This window comes from Thermococcus litoralis DSM 5473, from assembly GCF_000246985.2.
Classification (GTDB): Archaea; Methanobacteriota_B; Thermococci; order Thermococcales; family Thermococcaceae; genus Thermococcus_A; species Thermococcus_A litoralis.
Genome location: NC_022084.1, coordinates 1,953,405 through 1,969,593, shown reverse-complemented (window position 1 = coordinate 1,969,593; position 16,189 = coordinate 1,953,405). Strand labels below are relative to the sequence as shown.

Genomic DNA, 16,189 nt, shown 5'->3' with positions numbered 1-16,189 from the left:
AGGCTCTTTTCGTATAAAAGCTTAGCGTTTAAATTGATATCTTAATGAAGTATAGGTTTTTAAACATCCCGGCTTTTTCATTTGTGGGGATGAAAAAATGACCGTGAAAGTGAGATTCGACAAAGAAGTGAGAGACTATGCTAAAAGTGAGGGTGTTAAGGATTCAACTCTAAAGCTCACTGAAACCGCTCTCGCTGAGGCTATTGAAGAATTCCACCGAAGAATGATAGTTTTAGCTGGGGATACAATGAAAAAAGCCACTTTGGCTGGAATTCTTGCCGGGGCTTCTGCTAAAATAATATCCTCAATTCTTGAAGAACTTATGGGGAAAAAGCTTAGGGATGAGAGCGAGGATAAGGTGGAAGTTCTTTATGCAACCGATGCCCTTGGACAGGAAACTTTTGGAAGAAAGAGGTATGAAGAATTTAGAAAGCATTTTGATGTTCTTGCCGGAGAAAATGTAAACGTTACCGCCGTTACTTTTAAACACACCCGCGATATTCTTGGGAGAACTTATGACCTGCTTGTTCTTGATCTCAGCTATGATTTCTCTCCCAATGATCTCGGTAGGATAATAGAGACTGTTAGGGGTGGAGGAGTAATATTCATCCTTGCCAACCCATTTGAAAAGTGGAAAAACATGTGGACTGGCTTCCACAAGAGCCTCGTTACTCCGCCCTACACCATAGATGACGTGAAAAAGAGGTTTAACAGGAGACTCATCAGAAAGTTTGAAGAGCACGAAGGAATTTACATCCTAAACGCCGAAAACCAAAAAATTCTAAAGGGTCCAAAAAACGAGAAGAGTCAGGCAAAGCTCCCTGAAAGGGAAAAGATCAAAATACCAGAAGAGATAAAATTTCCAAAGGAGCTCTATGAGCTCTGCCTCACAAACGGCCAGGTTGAGGTTCTTAAGGCCCTCGAAGAGCTGATAGAAAACGATGGGATGGTCGTCCTAACGGCGGATAGAGGAAGAGGAAAGAGTGTCAGCGTTGGTATAGGTTCTGTTGGTCTTGCGGTGAAATCAAAGAAAAAGCGCGTGAGGATTGTTGTCACGGCCCCAGAGCTCGAAAACGTGCAAAGCTTATTCCGCTTTGCGAAGAAAAGCCTCCAGAAGCTCGGCTACAAGCCAAAGGTCATAGAAGAAAACGGTCTCATAAAGGAAATATACGCCAAGGGAATTGGGATAAGGTATTATCCCCCAACTCAAGGGTATAGAATGAACGCAGACGTTTACGTAATTGACGAAGCCGCTGGAATTCACGTTCCGATCCTCCACCAATACCTCAAAAAGCCCAAAGTAATTTACTCCTCCACAATCCACGGATATGAGGGGGCGGGAAGGGGTTTCTCTGTCAAGTTCCTAAAAAAGGCCGAGGAGAAGAGAGAGTTCAAGGAGATACATCTCTCGGTGCCGATTAGATACGAGAGCAACGACCCGATTGAGAGGTGGCTCTTTGACGTTCTCCTGCTGGATGCCGAGCCTGTGGAGCTAACTGAGGAAGACTACGAGCTTATTAGGAGAAAAGAGGTCTACTTTGAAAAGCCCGACCTCGATGACTGGTTTGAAAACGATAGAGAAGATTTGAGGCACTTCGTCGGTATTTACGTTCTTGCTCACTACAGAAACAGACCGAGCGATGTAGCACTTTTAGCCGATGCACCACACCACGAAGCGAGGGTTTTGAGACTCAAGAATGGAAAGATAGTCTGTGCCGTGCAGATAGCCAAGGAAGGGGGAATCCCAAAGAAGGATATAGACAGAATGGCAAAGGGATACAAGCCGAGGGGGAACATAATCCCCGACATGATGGTGAAACACCACTATGCAAAAGAGTTTGCGAAGTTAAAAGGTTATAGGGTGGTTAGAATAGCCACGCACCCAGATGCGATGGATATGGGTCTTGGAAGCAAAGCACTCGAACTGTTAATTCAAGAGGCCGATAGAGAAGGCCTTGACTGGGTAGGGAGTGGATTTGGAGCTAGTGAAGAGCTCATAAGGTTCTGGATAAGAAATGGGTTTGCGGTAGTGCATCTAAGCCCCTCGAGGAATCCCGTAAGCGGAGAATACACTGCAATAGTGATAAAGCCAATAAGCAAGAAGGCTCAAGAGATAGTTAAGAAAGCCAACGATGAATTTAGAATTAGGCTTACGGAGTGGCTTGGGGACACGCATAGAGATTTGGAGCCCGAGATAGCGAGGTGGCTCTTTGAAACACCTTTTGGAGAGAGCGTCAACTACCCAATAACCCTAACAGATGTGCAGAAGAAGAGGCTTGAGATGTTCGTGGGTAAAGTCTTAACTTATGATACCGTTCTTGATGCAGTGAAGCCAGTGGTAAAGCTTTATTTCTTGGATGGCTGGATGAAGCCTTATCTCGATGAGAGACAAATCCACCTCCTCATCTATCGTGTTCTTCAAGCCCATACATGGGAAGAAACTGCCAAGTTCATCGACAGAAGCCCAATGTTCACGATGATAGAAGTTAGGGACATAATAAGGGGGCTCTGGTACTACTACAAGCACATACTCAAGTAGGCTCAGCTTCGTCGATCCCGGGCATCAGTACCCCAAAGGCCAATCCACATCATCGCCTAAGAAAAACTCCATGAGCAGTTTAAAAATCCATCTCAAAGGACGTTTAGATACTTATGCACCTGAAAGCTTAAACCAACGTTTTCTCTTCCCATTATCTTTGCAGCGATGTTGTAAAGCTTCATAAGCTGGTGTTGGGAAATATCAATCGGCTCTTTGGGCTGTATGGCAAGGGGGGCTAAGTTTTTCAACAGCTCTGCGTACCATCTCACGTTTTCTTCTTTTGTGTCTTTTGTGACCACGAGCTTTGCATAAGTTTTTGCCCCTGCTTTCTTAAGTATCCTAATGCTCTCCACTTCTCTGAGCACCAGCTCCCGCCAATTTTTACTTGCTTTGGCGGTCTCATCTTTTATATCAACACTCGCATAATCTACAAGATGGGCAACTTCTTCTACTCTTTCTGGCCTGCTTCCATTGGTCTCTAAGAAGTTTTTAAATCCCAAATCGTGCATTCTCTCCATGAGGGCGTAGAGGTTCTTCGTCTGCAGAGTTGGCTCTCCGCCGGTGTAGCTTATTGAGTGTATATCTCCGGTGTCTAGCTTTAAGATGACATCAACAACTTCTTCAAGCTTTGCAGGGTTGGGCTTGTACTCAAACTTTCCAGTAAACGGCTTCACTTCGTAGCGCCATCTTGGAACGTTAGAAGCGAGGATATAGCCTGCGGAGTCGCACCAGATGCATCTAAGGTCACAGCCAGCGAATCTAACAAAAATCTGCCTTCTACCAAAGGCACTTCCCTCTATGCTTCCCCCCTCTCCTTGCCAGCTGTTGAAGATTTCAGCTAAGAACATGGAATCACCTAAAGCTCTATGCCCCTCACCTTGTCACTCACGTATCCTTCAAGTATTTCAATCTTGACGCTTCTATTTTCTCCAGTTAGATCTGCCATAAGCTCTACTCCTCTAGCGTAGTCCCAAAGTCTTCTTTTTGCTTCTTCATCAATAGCCTCGCACATAATAATGATCTCCCTCGGATCCTCTTTGCTTGCTATTTCTATGACCTTCATAGCATCGCTAACGGTAAAGAGCCCCTTTTTCTTAAACAGCATTTCCCTCACCTACACGTACTTCATCAAAATAGAGACAGCCTCTTCCAGGACATGTCTATCTTCGGCGTCTACAACGTTCTCTAAGTAATAGAGACCCTTTATATTAAGAATTATGTAAGCCTCGTCTCTATCCAAGCCAAGGTCGTAAGCTTCATAGTAAACCCTTTCCTCTCCCAGGGCTTCGTTAAGCATTTCAACGAAATAGTTTATCTCATCCGTCGTTAAGTCCTCCCATCTGCTCTCCATTTCGTCAAAGTACCTCTCAAGGGTTCTTAGGGTTTCCAAATCAACTTTAAGCGTCCCCTCTACGTATGGGAACTCCCCAACCCTGAATATCTTCACGCCTTCTTCGTCCCTTATGCCCACATAATCCCATAGGAGAACTCCCTCTATGACATTGACTCCATATCTGCTCGCGAGATATGTGAACCTTTCCATAGCCTCTTCCATATCCTCCAAAAACTCCTCTTCATTGGTGAATCTAACTACCTTACTTACCGTTCCAGCCATACTTTACACCTTGAAAGTTCATCATTCCCTAAGGGTTATAAGTCTTTAGGGCTAATATTTATTGCCCGAGGAGTATTGGGTTGCGATGACCTCGGGACCCCCAGGGGGGCGACATCCCTAACGCCCCCCTACTAAAGTTTTTAAAACTTTGGCTGCATTAATAACTGGTGGTTATTTATGGTTATCATCCCCAAGCCCATCGATCCACGGGAAATAAAGAAGCTTAGAAAGGAACTCGGCATAACACAAGAAGAGCTTGCAAAAAAAGCGGGGGTTACGCAGGCTTATATAGCAAAACTTGAAAGCGGTAAAGTTGATCCTAGATTATCTACTTTCAATCGAATTCTCCAGGCTTTGGCTGAGTGTAAAAAGGCTCGATTTAGGGCCAAGGAAATAATGTCTTCTCCCATAATAGGGGTCAAACCATATGAAACGGTTGAAAACGTTGTTAGGCTAATGAACAAACACAACATTTCCCAAGTTCCCGTAATAGCGGGCAACAAGGTGGTAGGTTCTGTTACGGAGAAGATTCTCGTTAGGAAGAGCTTTGAATACGAAGACCTGCTTTCAAAGAAGGTTCTGGAGATTATGGATGAGCCTTTTCCAATAATAAATGAGGATGAAAGCATTGAAGTCGTAAAGTACCTCCTCGAGGAGCATCCAGCAGTTATAGTCCAGAACAGAGAAGGCAAGCCCGTAGGAATAATAACCCGCTCAGATCTGTTCAAAATAAAGTAAGAAGTCAGCTCGAAGAAGGCACAAGGGTAAACTCGAAGAGAAGTTCACCAGTTGTTGCATTGTAGACCTCAACAGTCCATTGAACGACGTACGCATCATCTGGGAATGGGAATCCCAAATTATTGGCTGGAAATGCTCCTTTTTCTATGTATTTCTCGGGATTGTCCAAGATCATTACTTTGGAATACTCTTCTACACGATACTTGGCATCTGGGATAGTATCAGGATCTCCCCAGTAAACTAGTGGGCCCTCTTCGTGGCCAAAGAAGCCTACATCGAGATCATTCGTGTACCATGTGAAGTGAACAGCAATCCAAGCCCCCTCTGGACTTCCCCACCCAAATGGGAAGTTCCAGTCCTTTGACCACTTAACAACCATCCAGGTGCTCTCATTTACTGGACTATCTCCTAGATAATACTCTTCCCATCCAACGTAAATCCTTGCTTTGGGATTTATCTCGTTTGGGACTGCCGTAATAACTTGAGCATACATCGCAAGCAGAAGTGCCAAAATCCCAAAAACAACTACCTTCCTCATTAGACCACCCCCAATGGATTCTCAGCGTTGTTAAAATAGCATTGAAAATATTTAAGGCTTCCCGCAGAAAAAAGAGAGAAAACTGGGCAAGACTTTTTTAGATCAACCGTACATAACTTCGTGTGAAGCTATCTGCTGAGCTAATCTTTCCTCTGAACCAAGAACTTTTTCAACAGCCTTTATAAAGTCCTCATGAGTTACGTATTCTCTTCTCGCCCTGATGGCAAACATTCCTGCTTCAGTTACAATTGCCTTAAGATCTGCACCGCTTGCCCCTTCTGTCATCTCCGCTATGGCTTTGAGGTCAACGCCCTTAAGGTTCATCTTTCTCGTGTGGACTTTAAGGATCTCCCATCTTCCTTTGAAGTCCGGTAGGGGAACTTCTATTAGTCTATCGAATCTTCCCGGCCTAAGTAAAGCTGGATCAAGAATGTCAGGCCTGTTTGTAGCGGCAATAACCTTAACATTGCCCCTCGGATCAAAGCCATCTAGTTCAGCCAAGAGCTGCATTAAAGTTCTGTTAACCTCCCTCTCTCCACCGGTTGTTTCGTCCAATCTTTTTGCACCTATTGCGTCTATCTCATCAATGAAAACTATTGACGGTGCTTTTTCTCTTGCCAATTCAAAGAGCTCGCTGACTAATCTAGCACCCTCTCCTATGTACTTCCTCACAAGTTCACTACCAACGACCCTTATGAAGGTTGCATTTACCTCGTGAGCTAGTGCCTTTGCCATTAGGGTCTTTCCACAGCCGGGGGGACCGTAGAGAAGTACCCCTTTAGGTGGCTCAATCCCCACCCTTTCAAAGAGCTCAGGGTGCTTGAGTGGAAGCTCTATGGCCTCTCTTAGCTCCATAAGTTGCTTTTTCAGTCCACCTATATCATTGTAGGTAACCTTAGGCCTCTCAATTACTTCAAAACCCAACACAGATGGGTCTTTTTGGGATGGTAAGAGCTCTATAACCGCCATTGTTCTTTGATCCAAGGCAACTCTGGCACCAGGCTTTAGCTTCTCCCTTTCTATCCACGGTGCAATTCTCACAACGAATCTTGGGCCATTGTAGTTTTGAACAATAGCTCTGTCTTCATCCAAAAGCTCAATTAAAGTACCAGCAAAGGCTGGAGGTTGCCTCATTCTGGACATCTCCATCCTTAAGCGTGAAAGCTCCCTCTCAAGTCTCTCCTTATCAGCCTCAAGTGTTCTCACTTGGAGTTCAAACTGTCTTATTCTACGCTTGAGATAGTAAACGTAATCGTCATACCCCTCCTCGTGCTTCACGTTGACATCTTCAACATCGCTCATAATCTAAACCCTCCTGTATATAACTATGAAGAAGAACCTTATTAACTTACCCATACACTCTCCCTGTGAGTAGGAATTCTGAAGAGCTTATAAACTTTTGGTTTATGAATGCCCTTTCAAAAAACGAACTCCTTTCTATAGACAAAGCGCCCATTTTGACCTTAATTTTGGTCGATCGCATATTAAAACGGAAAACTTCACCTTCGAATTGTTCGAAAGGTTTAAGTAATCTTTTGTTATTATTTGTACTCGGACGTTTAGGGAGGTGGTATGATGGTGAAGGTAAGGTTTCTAGGGCATGCGGCATTTGAAATAGAGGGAGAAGGAAAAAGAATACTAATAGACCCATTCTTGACCGGGAACCCAAATGCAGCAGCAAAACCTGAGGACTTTGATAAGGTTGACCTGATTCTTGTAACCCATGCACACGGAGATCACGTTGGCGATGCAGTAAAAATTGCCCAAAAAACTGGGGCAAAGATAGTAGCAATGTACGACATAGCCAATTATCTTGTAGAAAACAACAAGGGTATAACGACAATAGGAATGAACTACGGCCCAACTGAGGTTGAAGGAGTCAAAATAATTCAAGTTCCAGCATGGCATTCAAGCAGCGACGGAAAATACAGCATTGGAAACGCCTGCGGATACATCATAGAACTTGAAGGAAAGAAAATCTACCACGCTGGAGACACCTACGTTTTCAAGGACATGGAGCTCTTCGCTGAACTTTACGGAATAGATCTTGCCTTGCTTCCAATAGGGGGACACTTCACGATGGGGCCCAAAGAGGCGGCAAAGGCCGTTGAACTCCTCAAGCCGAAATACGTTATACCAATGCACTATGGAACTTTCCCACCAATAGCTAGGGATCCAGAAGAATTCAAAGAGCTTGTTGGGGACAAAGCAGAGGTCATTATACTAAAACCAGGAGAAGTCTTTGAGCTTTGAAAAACCTTTTAAACTTTCTTTTTTTAGCTTCAATGTGGTGAGTGTATTGAGGATTAAGTATATCACATTAACAATCATTACAGCCCTAATACTTGCCTTTTTCATAGCCATCCCGATTTATGCCCAGCAGGAAGAGAATAGACCTGAGTACGACTTGATAATAGTTAGAAACGATGACTTTATAGATTATATTACCGTCCAGCCCTATGCGAGACTTCTTAACATTCCTGTTCTTCCCGTTAATCCCCAAAAGTTGGATGAGAAAACATGGGCTCAGCTTTATTCATACATCCAGTTAGGGTGGAAAAAAGTCCTGATAGTTGGGAACTCAAACGCGGTTAGCAAGGAAGTTGAGGACGAGCTCCTTAAGATGGGGTACAGCGTTACGAGGATAGGAGGGGATGTGAGGACTGAAACAGCGGAAAAATTAGCTGTTCACTTTTACCCTCAAGGGTCAAAAGCAGTGGTTCTGGCTAGTGCTTTGGATTACGGCTCTGCCCTTGCTGCATCAAAGTTTGCAATGGAATATAATCTACCACTCCTATTAACTTTAGAAAACGATCTCTCAGAGCACGCAATCGCGGGATTAAACTATCTAAAGCCAAACCTTGTTATTCTGGTTGGAACAGGATTGAATGAGACTATTGAAGTAAAGCTGAAAAATATGGGATATGAAACTTACTGGCTCGGAAAGAACGTAGAAAAGCCTCCCGTGTCCCCTCCAGAAGAGCCATCTCCATACAGGTATTCTCTCATAGGTGCCATACTATCACTAACAATTGCCCTCCCGATAACACTGTACTGGGCAAAGAAGAAATGGTATTCCCACAAGATCCCCGTGGAAGTGCTGACAGAAAAGGAAAGGATTGTTGTAAAAGCCCTGATAGAACAGGGTGGAAAAGTAAAGCAAGAAGACCTCCCAGAGCTTACCGGCTACTCAAGACCAACAGTGAGCAGAATAATCCAAGAGCTTGAAAAGAAGCAGCTGGTTGAGAGAGAGAAAATCGGCAAAACCTTCATTGTCAAGCTTGTGAAGGAAATAGACCTTAAGGAATAGAGGTCAGAAAGCCCTACCGCTCATCACATCTCAGCGTCCTGACTTTTCTTCATCCCCTATATAAATGAAGGAAAGAACAAAATCAGGCCTTTCTAAAAAGATGCCCATGGGATTTGTTTATATGCCTGATGTAATCCTTGCTCTTTCTAAAGACCATCCCGCATCTTGGACATCTAAAAAAGATCTCCCCGTCCCTGTCCTTGATTTTTATTGCCTTAAGCACCGCCACTCTCCCCCACCCCCATGCTCTAATTTAGTTATTGATTTTTAAGCTTTATCCCCCTATTAAAGCCATATCCTGTTCCCTTTTACTTTCAGGTAACCCATTTTCTGCAGTTCTTTTAATATATCCTCTATTGCCTCTTCGTCAAAGTATATGTTTATCTTCTCTCTCCTCCCTTCTACGGTTAATGGCTCATGTTCCAAGAGGGTTTCGATTAATTCCATTTTTGTATCCTTCTTTTCGGCTATTGTTAGTATTGTATTTGCCAGCACAGATTTTCCAATTCCCACGAACATTGCCTCAACTAAAGATTCCTCGGTAGCATATTCCTCCGCTATTTCCAAAGCCCTCTTTATCAGTTCTTCCTCAATCTCAAGAACTTCAACAAAGTACTTTCTCATAAAGGAAAGCTCAGTTGTAAGGGTTGCATCGAGCTTATCTTCTATCTCCCCCAGCACGTCTTCAAGCTCATCAATGTTAAACCTGAGCTCAATTTCAAGTTCATCAAGTTTGGGCTTTTTAACAAGCCTGAGCCTCTCTTCCCCCTCAACATATCCGTTCTCTATCAAGGCGGTTATGAGCGTCAGCTTGGGAATATTTACCTCATCAAAGAGCTCCTTAAATTCTTTCTCTTCTCCGACATTCCATTCATCCATAAGGGCATCAAAAGTTGCTCTTATTTCTTCGAGAGTATCCTCAAGTACTTCAATACCCTCAGATTTCCTAATCAGCTCACTGAACTTGTCTTTGATTACAATGAGGTAGTGAAGCTCCCATCCAAGCTCTTCCCGGGTTTTATTCATTATCCCCTCTTTACTGAGTTCCTTCGAAAGCTTCATCATATCCTCTTTACTAAGCACCTCAAATCTCACGTTTATCCACCAAAAATAGAAAAGGGTTCCCAAGTTATAAACCTTGAGCTTAGATAACTTTTACAATTCTCTCCGCCCAAGGAGAGATTCTAACCTTTATGTAGCCTTTAAGCCTCTCATCAACTTCCCTGTCTCCAGTATAAACCCTAATCGCCCCTTTAACTTTCGAAGGAGTTGCCACAACAATAATATTTTCCTTTGGTATATGCTTCAAAACTTCCGGAGAGAACTGCTGGTTGCCCCTACCAAAAAGAAAGTTCAAACCCCCTACAACAGTCACAATAATTCTTGGGTTTCTATGGAGGTATTCCAGCAAATCTTTTTCCTGGGCGTCTTTCACGAGGAGCTTCGCTTTCCCGTTTTTTATCTCAACTATATCCACTCCTAAGAGTGTCCCGTCTATTCCAAGCATGTCTTTGAGCTTTTTTATCGTTGAGCCAGCTCCCAGAAAGTAAACCCCATCCTCAAGCTCCTCTACAATGGCCTCCACTATAGCATCAAGTTCTTCCTCTTCATCAAGTGGGATAGTCTCCTTTGCTCCCTGTACAAGGGTCTCCACATAGGGAGTTAAGGCTTTTCCATAGGGCTTTGCTTTTACTTCATCGTGCCTGTACGCATTCTCATCGAGGTCGAGAATTTCCCTCTCCACAAGCCTTGCGTTTCCTTTTGCGAACGCAACAAGAAGTTTTGCAGCATCTTCTGGAGAGGTGGCAAAAACCCCTGAGAACATCTTAACTCCGGTTGGAATTCCAAGAATGGGCTTTTCCTTGTCTATTGCTTCATATATATCCCTTGCCGTTCCATCCCCCCCTGCAAAGAGCAGTATATCTACATTGTCCTTCATCAGCCTAGCGAGTGTTTTTGTATCTTCCTTTGTGGTATCCGGAATTTTAACTCCCGATATTTCTCTATATTTGATCTCTCTGTGCTTAATAACTTTATAGGGAAAGCTGAACTCTTTAAGGGCATCCTCTCCTAGTCCATCAGGCCCTGTTAAAAATTCAACATCGACATCATAATGAGAAAGCTCATTCAAAAAAAGCTTTGTAAAATCAAGCGCCACAGGCTTTGCTCCTCGCTTTATGGCTTCCTCTACAACCCCATCAGTACCTTTAAGGGCAACTCTACCACCCATTCCAGCTATTGGATTCACTATCAAGCCTACTATCATTTTTCTCACCTTTATCTCATGTATTTCCTTGCAAAGACCGTCAGGAAGACAGCCCACATGAACATTCCAAAGAGGGCTTCAATTGAAGCAATTACCCTCCCAATGCCTATTGGATGAAGATCTCCATAACCAAGGGTTGTTGCCGTCACTACACTAAAATATTCGTAGTCAAGGAAGCTCTTCAGGGGCACACCAGAGCTTGTGACGCTTCTTGTGAAATAAAAGAGAGTCGGAAATACTAGATTGACCATAAATATCCAAATAACAATTGGCCTTTTCCAATCTGTTCCGTATTTGCACGTCAAATCAGCAAAAAACCACTCAAAAAGTCCTTCCAGAAGATGGATATAGTGTTTTATCTTGGTTCCAATTCTACCAGAGGGAATGCGAGGAAATCTTATCCCAATTCCAAGCTTGGGCAGGTATGCAATGTACCTTCCCATCTTTTGCTTTCTTCTAGCGAGCATCTCCAAATAGTAATATTGATCTGCCTTCTCTTTATCTCCGCTTTTTTCCCATGTGATCCTTGCCAGGCGGTAGAAAAATTCCTCCATTGTTGGATTGTTGAAGCTGCATCCTTCAAGAATCACGAACCCCCTCACACTCAACTCTGCCAGAAGGTTTGGAAGTACCGTTAAGTTCCATGTTGTATCTCCATAGAATACAACGCCCCTAAAGACCAGATTATTGTAAATTGTGGTGTGTACAAACTCAGGAACTTTTAACCTCCCACCTCTTATCTCCACGTGTCCCGGAACTTCAAGGTTTTCAAGTTGAAGGACCCCATCAAAGTTTCTGATGAATACCCTCACCTGCCTCTTAAACCTAGGACTGGGATCAAATTCTACATTTTTTATGAGAAAGATCTTTGCCTTTACATGCTTCCTTGATATTCCAGATAGGTTTATTCCATGTTCCTCTAAAAGTTCCTTAAGCAGGGGGTACCTAGAATTTACCCCTATCCTTCTAACGTTTTTGAGGTCTGAGAATTCTATTCTCCCGTGAATTGTTTCCTTTTCCCCATATTCTTCCTCACCTGATATAGCTCGCTCCGCATACTGAACGGAATTCATCATCAAATATCGAACCGTGCTGTTCTTCACAGAAATTGAGTTCTCAAACTTGATATCAAGAATATTAAACCCAAAAAAGACAGAGTTCTTTACCCATACTGTTCCTAGAGACGATGCCAGCAGTATAACCCTCTCAATCTCGCAGTTGAAAATAGATAGTCCTTTTAGGTTGGAATTTTCAACGATAAGCGTCTTTATCTTCGAGTTCTTAAAGACGAGAGGCTTCTCACTTGTTAGGTTAGAAATTTTAGCCTCATACAGCTGTACACCTTCAAAGTACCTAACTCCCCTTTCCAGTTTCCTCTTAAAGGCCCTCTCTTTAATTTCTTTTATTTTTTCTCCATAAAGCAACTCACCTTCATCAAAAGGAATATGGAGTGAGCAGTACTTTGAACGCGCTAAAGACTTTGTTTTGCATTTTTCACCATTTTCAAAGATATACTCGCACATGATCCCACCGAAATTACTCCTTAGCTATCACGATATCATCAAGACTTTTTAATCTTACTTTTTTCACGGATTCCTCGATTTTTGTAGGGATTTCTTTGATGGGTTTAAGGATTATTGCCTCAATTTGTGAAAAGCCCAGCTTTTTCCTAGCGTAAGCTCTGTGGTGACCGTCCAAGATATAATAGTTTCCCTTGTGCTCTAGAACTATAACGGGAGCATCGTAACCGTGAGCTATCTCTTGAAGCACTACTAACAGCTTTTTCTCACTCAGTTCCCATTGGGTCGGTATGAGAACATCAAGGGGGAGATACTTATGCTCTAGTTCAAACGGTACACCATAAAGGACTTCATTTTCTTTCTTTATCCTCTCTGCTCTTTTAAATGCCTCTTCTCTGGTCATAAGTCTAATCACCTTTAACTCCCCTAACCACTATAAATGCCCCAAAGTTCTTTAGCTTATCGCTGAACTTTTGGTCAAGCTTCTCAGCAAGCCCCAAAAAGGGGAAAAATGAAGGAAAGTATATAATCCCTCTGCTCTCCACATCTCTGAAACCCACCTCCTTCATTAGCCTTTCAAGCTCCCTTGGTGTATAAAATCTTGCATAGCGGTATGCCGTTTCCACGAAAAGACTTTTTAAGCGCTTGAAGAGAAACCATAAACTTCTACCGTTCATTGTGCCGATGATCGCTTCTCCTCCAGGTTTTAAAACACGATAAATTTCCCCAAGAGCTTTCTCGGGCCTATGTATAAATTCAAACATTGTAATGCTCAAAACTAAATCAAATGTGTTGTCTTCAAAGGGCAACGAATATGCATCTGCCCTAATGAACTTAACATTTGGGAGCTTTTTTCTTGCTATCTTTAGCATTTCTTCACTTACGTCCACTCCAACAACTTCAAACCCTCTTTTATAGAGCTCCAAGGTATAATTACCAGTTCCGCATCCAAGGTCAAGGGCTTTTCCGCTTTTGGTTTTTATCATAGAGAATACTAACCTTTTTTCCGTTTTATCAACATAGCGCCCGACTTTAGTCTTATACCACTCATCGTAGCGGGGGGCGATTTTATCGAAGTATTCCACGTTATACACCCAGCTTGCTCTCTATTGTAAGCTCTTTATCTACTCTGTCATCGATCCTTACACTTATCACAACTCTCTGAGCTCCAGTTTTAAATATTGCTTCGTGACACTTCTTAATGAGAGCGAGTATTTCATCAATGTCTCCTTCAACAACCGTTCCCATTGGGCACGTCATGTACTTTAATCCGCTTTCTTTGATCACTTCAAATACTGGCTCCAAATACTTCCCTACACTCGGTGTTTGCGTACCAAGAGGGAAAATACAAATTTCAGCTACCGCCATGTTATATCACCGGAATTCTTCTCTCTTTCTTTCCCTATTCCATATGTAGTCTAAGAGAGGCCTTATCCTCTCCCAAACCTCCTCAATTCCCCCATGTCCGTTTATCTGCACGTAAACTCCTTGTCCCTTGTAAAATTTAATGATGGGCTCCATGTTGTTGATATAAATGTCGTACCTCCTAGAAACGATCTCCGGCTTGTCGTCCTCTCTCTGAACAACCTCACCTCCACAAATATCGCATTTTCCAGGGATTTTTGGTGGGTTGTATTTTATATGGTACACAGCCCCACAGTTTTTGCATATCCTCCTCCCGGAGATTCTCGTTATGCTTTCCTCCTTTGAGATGAAAATGTCTATCGCTAGGTCTATCCTAATGCCGTGATCGTAGAGGAAGTTCTCAAGGGCTAATACTTGCTCAGCCGTTCTTGGGTAGCCGTCAATGATGAAGTTTTCCCTCTTTCTCCTCAATCTTGAAAGCACGAGGGTGTTTATAACGATATCAGGCAAAAGCTCGCCCCTTTCTATGTATTTCTTCATCTCCAAGCCAAGGGCGTTTCCTTTGTTTATCTCTGCCCGGATTATATCACCGGAGGCTATGTAATCGAGGCCGTATTTCCCAACGATTCTCCTCGAATGTGTCGACTTTCCAGAACCCGGAGGCCCAAAAATCAGAATGTTCATTCGATCACCAATATGGATATATACCTCCAGTGCATTAAAGTATTATGGTGATGTTTCATGCCCAGACTCTCAACCGGATTTGTTAGGGCGAGTGGGTATGCAAACAAAGTTAGAAAAGTTCTCTTCGCCTTAACACGCGGTAAGCTTAACCCCGAGGAAGTTGTAAGAGCGTCAGCCCAGCTAAACCAATACCTCTTTGATAAGCTCCAAGAAATGGGCGTGAAAAAAGAAGACGTCGTAAGAATTTCGATAGAGTTCAACATCAAAAATGGAGAGATAGAGTGGTACTATGACACGCTGAGAATCGAGGTCTACAAGAAAGAGGAAGAGGAAAAGCTTGCGGAGGCTATGAGAGAGGTTGAAGAAAGCGAAAAAGCCCTAGAGATTGCGATAGAGGAGTTGAGCAAACTTTCGGAGAAACTAAGAGAACTCAGCGATGAAATTGCCCAAACTATCGAGAGGCTCAAAAGGGAGCATACATCCCTAAAACTCGAGTTCGAAAAGTAGCTATTCTTCGTATCCTTCACTCTGGTAGCTTTTTCCCTCCATTTTTATCACATAATCTGCTGCATTCTGAAGTGCAATACTAAACCCAGGTTCAACTCCTATAACTACAGTCTCCTTGCCTTTTCTCTTTGCCTCGTTTATTATCGGGAGAAAGTCCGCATCCCTCGTAGCCAAGGCTATGATCTCTATATCACTGTTGTATATCAGCTCCATCGCCTCAATGGCAATCCTCACGTCTGTATCTCCGGCAACTATTATGGGCTCAAATCCTTGGTTAACAACTGCCTCAATAAGTCCCTGAGGAGCGTATTGATTTAAGACAACCTTAGCTACTCTGATTTTCCCAATCTTCTCAAGTGCCTCCTTAATATTTTCGAGCTTAATCCCAAATTCCTTTCTTAGTATATTAGGGCCATCTATTATCAACCCTATGCTCTTTTGGGGAGTTTCAACTTTTTCTCGCTTTTCTTTTTCCTTAGGCTCTCTTTCTTCTCTTTTCAGTATTCTGAACAGTGCTGTTCTCATCTACCTCACCCCTTTCAAGAATAATTACGTAATCCGCAGCATGTTTTAAAGCGGCACTAAACCCAGGCTCAATTCCAATTATGGCGGTTTCTTTTCCTTTTTCTTTTGCCTTCAAAATTATCGGAAGAAACTCCGCATTTCTCGTTGCCAAAGCAATAATATCAATGTTTGGATTGTATATTTCCCTCATAGCCTCGACGGCAAGTTTCACTCCAGTTTCTCCAGCAACGATTATCGGTTCAAAACCTTGATTTGCAACTGCTTCAATAAGCCCCTGAGGAGCATATTGGTTCAGAATGACTTTCGCTACCCTTATATTGCCGAGTTCTTCCAATGCTGCAACAATATCCTCAAGGTGCACATTGAATTCCTTTCTAAGGATATTTGGCCCATCTATAAGGAGAGCAATCCTCTTTCCTCGCTGAATTTTCTTCCTCATCATTGCAATACTCTTAACTCCTTCTTTTGTCATCGATACTATCCTCTCCCAATTACTAGGCATCGTTATCACCGCAATCATTATGAAGAGTATACATGGAACAATATAACTTTAAAGTATAAAAAACTTAAGGAAAAGGCCAG

20 protein-coding genes are annotated in these 16,189 nt (G+C 42.9%); 5 read left to right on the top strand and 15 right to left on the bottom strand.

The window, feature by feature from the left end; all coding sequences use genetic code 11:
* Nucleotides 1-97: 97 nt before the first annotated feature.
* Nucleotides 98-2,539: a tRNA(Met) cytidine acetyltransferase TmcA gene (locus OCC_RS10835; RefSeq protein ID WP_004066236.1), complete on the top strand. Its 2,442-nt coding sequence runs from the start codon at nt 98-100 to the stop codon at nt 2,537-2,539.
* 92 nt (nt 2,540-2,631) lie between these two features.
* Here the strand turns inward: OCC_RS10835 and OCC_RS10830 are convergent, their stop codons facing one another.
* Genes OCC_RS10830 through OCC_RS10820 form a run of 3 tightly spaced genes read right to left on the bottom strand, consistent with a single transcriptional unit; the run spans nt 2,632 to nt 4,154 of the window.
* Entirely contained in the window at nt 2,632-3,387 is a 756-nt protein-coding gene (locus OCC_RS10830; RefSeq protein WP_004066235.1) for a 7-carboxy-7-deazaguanine synthase QueE, read from the bottom strand.
* 8 nt (nt 3,388-3,395) lie between these two features.
* The gene (locus OCC_RS10825; protein WP_004066229.1) at nt 3,396-3,644 is read right to left on the bottom strand and encodes a hypothetical protein; all 249 of its coding nucleotides are present in this window, start codon (nt 3,642-3,644) and stop codon (nt 3,396-3,398) included.
* Nucleotides 3,645-3,653: 9 nt separating this feature from the next.
* Nucleotides 3,654-4,154: a hypothetical protein gene (locus tag OCC_RS10820; RefSeq protein ID WP_004066227.1), complete on the bottom strand. Its 501-nt coding sequence runs from the start codon at nt 4,152-4,154 to the stop codon at nt 3,654-3,656.
* Between the two features lie 177 nt (nt 4,155-4,331).
* On the opposite strand from OCC_RS10820, the gene OCC_RS10815 reads away from it, so the two are divergent.
* Complete coding sequence (locus OCC_RS10815; RefSeq protein ID WP_004066226.1) at nt 4,332-4,892, top strand: CBS domain-containing protein; 561 nt, start codon at nt 4,332-4,334, stop codon at nt 4,890-4,892.
* A 4-nt stretch (nt 4,893-4,896) separates the two neighbouring features.
* Here OCC_RS10815 and OCC_RS10810 read toward each other — a convergent pair whose 3' ends face one another.
* Both OCC_RS10810 and OCC_RS10805 read right to left on the bottom strand, forming a co-directional pair.
* Nucleotides 4,897-5,430 (bottom strand): hypothetical protein, encoded by a 534-nt coding sequence (locus OCC_RS10810; protein ID WP_004066225.1) that lies wholly within the window; start codon nt 5,428-5,430, stop codon nt 4,897-4,899.
* 102 nt (nt 5,431-5,532) lie between these two features.
* Nucleotides 5,533-6,732 carry a proteasome-activating nucleotidase gene (locus tag OCC_RS10805; protein ID WP_004066224.1) on the bottom strand — a complete coding sequence of 400 codons (1,200 nt, stop codon included), beginning with the start codon at nt 6,730-6,732 and terminating at the stop codon, nt 5,533-5,535.
* A 273-nt stretch (nt 6,733-7,005) separates the two neighbouring features.
* Here OCC_RS10805 and OCC_RS10800 point away from each other — a divergent pair, with 273 nt between their 5' ends.
* Nucleotides 7,006-7,683: a metal-dependent hydrolase gene (locus OCC_RS10800; protein ID WP_004066223.1), complete on the top strand. Its 678-nt coding sequence runs from the start codon at nt 7,006-7,008 to the stop codon at nt 7,681-7,683.
* Nucleotides 7,684-7,720: 37 nt separating this feature from the next.
* Nucleotides 7,721-8,740 carry a cell wall-binding repeat-containing protein gene (locus OCC_RS10795; protein ID WP_338010716.1) on the top strand — a complete coding sequence of 340 codons (1,020 nt, stop codon included), beginning with the start codon at nt 7,721-7,723 and terminating at the stop codon, nt 8,738-8,740.
* An 82-nt stretch (nt 8,741-8,822) separates the two neighbouring features.
* Here the strand turns inward: OCC_RS10795 and OCC_RS10790 are convergent, their stop codons facing one another.
* Genes OCC_RS10790 through OCC_RS10755 form a run of 8 tightly spaced genes read right to left on the bottom strand, consistent with a single transcriptional unit; the run spans nt 8,823 to nt 14,575 of the window.
* Nucleotides 8,823-8,969 carry a C2H2-type zinc finger protein gene (locus OCC_RS10790; protein WP_004066221.1) on the bottom strand — a complete coding sequence of 49 codons (147 nt, stop codon included), beginning with the start codon at nt 8,967-8,969 and terminating at the stop codon, nt 8,823-8,825.
* Nucleotides 8,970-9,025: 56 nt separating this feature from the next.
* Complete coding sequence (locus OCC_RS10785; protein ID WP_004066220.1) at nt 9,026-9,835, bottom strand: hypothetical protein; 810 nt, start codon at nt 9,833-9,835, stop codon at nt 9,026-9,028.
* A 49-nt stretch (nt 9,836-9,884) separates the two neighbouring features.
* Nucleotides 9,885-11,006: an ATP-NAD kinase family protein gene (locus tag OCC_RS10780; RefSeq protein ID WP_004066219.1), complete on the bottom strand. Its 1,122-nt coding sequence runs from the start codon at nt 11,004-11,006 to the stop codon at nt 9,885-9,887.
* Between the two features lie 11 nt (nt 11,007-11,017).
* The gene (locus OCC_RS10775; protein ID WP_004066218.1) at nt 11,018-12,529 is read right to left on the bottom strand and encodes a potassium channel family protein; all 1,512 of its coding nucleotides are present in this window, start codon (nt 12,527-12,529) and stop codon (nt 11,018-11,020) included.
* A gap of 13 nt (nt 12,530-12,542) precedes the next feature.
* Nucleotides 12,543-12,941 (bottom strand): ParB/RepB/Spo0J family partition protein, encoded by a 399-nt coding sequence (locus OCC_RS10770; RefSeq protein ID WP_048874643.1) that lies wholly within the window; start codon nt 12,939-12,941, stop codon nt 12,543-12,545.
* Entirely contained in the window at nt 12,934-13,611 is a 678-nt protein-coding gene (locus OCC_RS10765; protein ID WP_004066216.1) for a class I SAM-dependent methyltransferase, read from the bottom strand. The genes OCC_RS10770 and OCC_RS10765 overlap by 8 nt, the downstream gene beginning before the upstream one ends.
* Nucleotide 13,612: 1 nt before the next feature.
* The gene (locus OCC_RS10760; protein WP_004066215.1) at nt 13,613-13,894 is read right to left on the bottom strand and encodes an MTH1187 family thiamine-binding protein; all 282 of its coding nucleotides are present in this window, start codon (nt 13,892-13,894) and stop codon (nt 13,613-13,615) included.
* 6 nt (nt 13,895-13,900) lie between these two features.
* On the bottom strand, nt 13,901-14,575 hold the full coding sequence (locus OCC_RS10755; protein ID WP_004066214.1) for an adenylate kinase: 675 nt from the start codon (nt 14,573-14,575) through the stop codon (nt 13,901-13,903).
* Nucleotides 14,576-14,632: 57 nt separating this feature from the next.
* Here OCC_RS10755 and OCC_RS10750 point away from each other — a divergent pair, with 57 nt between their 5' ends.
* Entirely contained in the window at nt 14,633-15,082 is a 450-nt protein-coding gene (locus OCC_RS10750) for a single- stranded DNA-binding family protein (protein WP_004066213.1), read from the top strand.
* Here the strand turns inward: OCC_RS10750 and OCC_RS10745 are convergent, their stop codons facing one another.
* Both OCC_RS10745 and OCC_RS10740 read right to left on the bottom strand, forming a co-directional pair.
* On the bottom strand, nt 15,083-15,607 hold the full coding sequence (locus OCC_RS10745; protein ID WP_004066212.1) for a TIGR00288 family NYN domain-containing protein: 525 nt from the start codon (nt 15,605-15,607) through the stop codon (nt 15,083-15,085).
* Complete coding sequence (locus OCC_RS10740) at nt 15,558-16,109, bottom strand: TIGR00288 family NYN domain-containing protein (protein ID WP_004066211.1); 552 nt, start codon at nt 16,107-16,109, stop codon at nt 15,558-15,560. Before OCC_RS10740 ends, OCC_RS10745 begins: the two co-directional genes overlap by 50 nt.
* Nucleotides 16,110-16,189 lie beyond the last annotated feature (80 nt).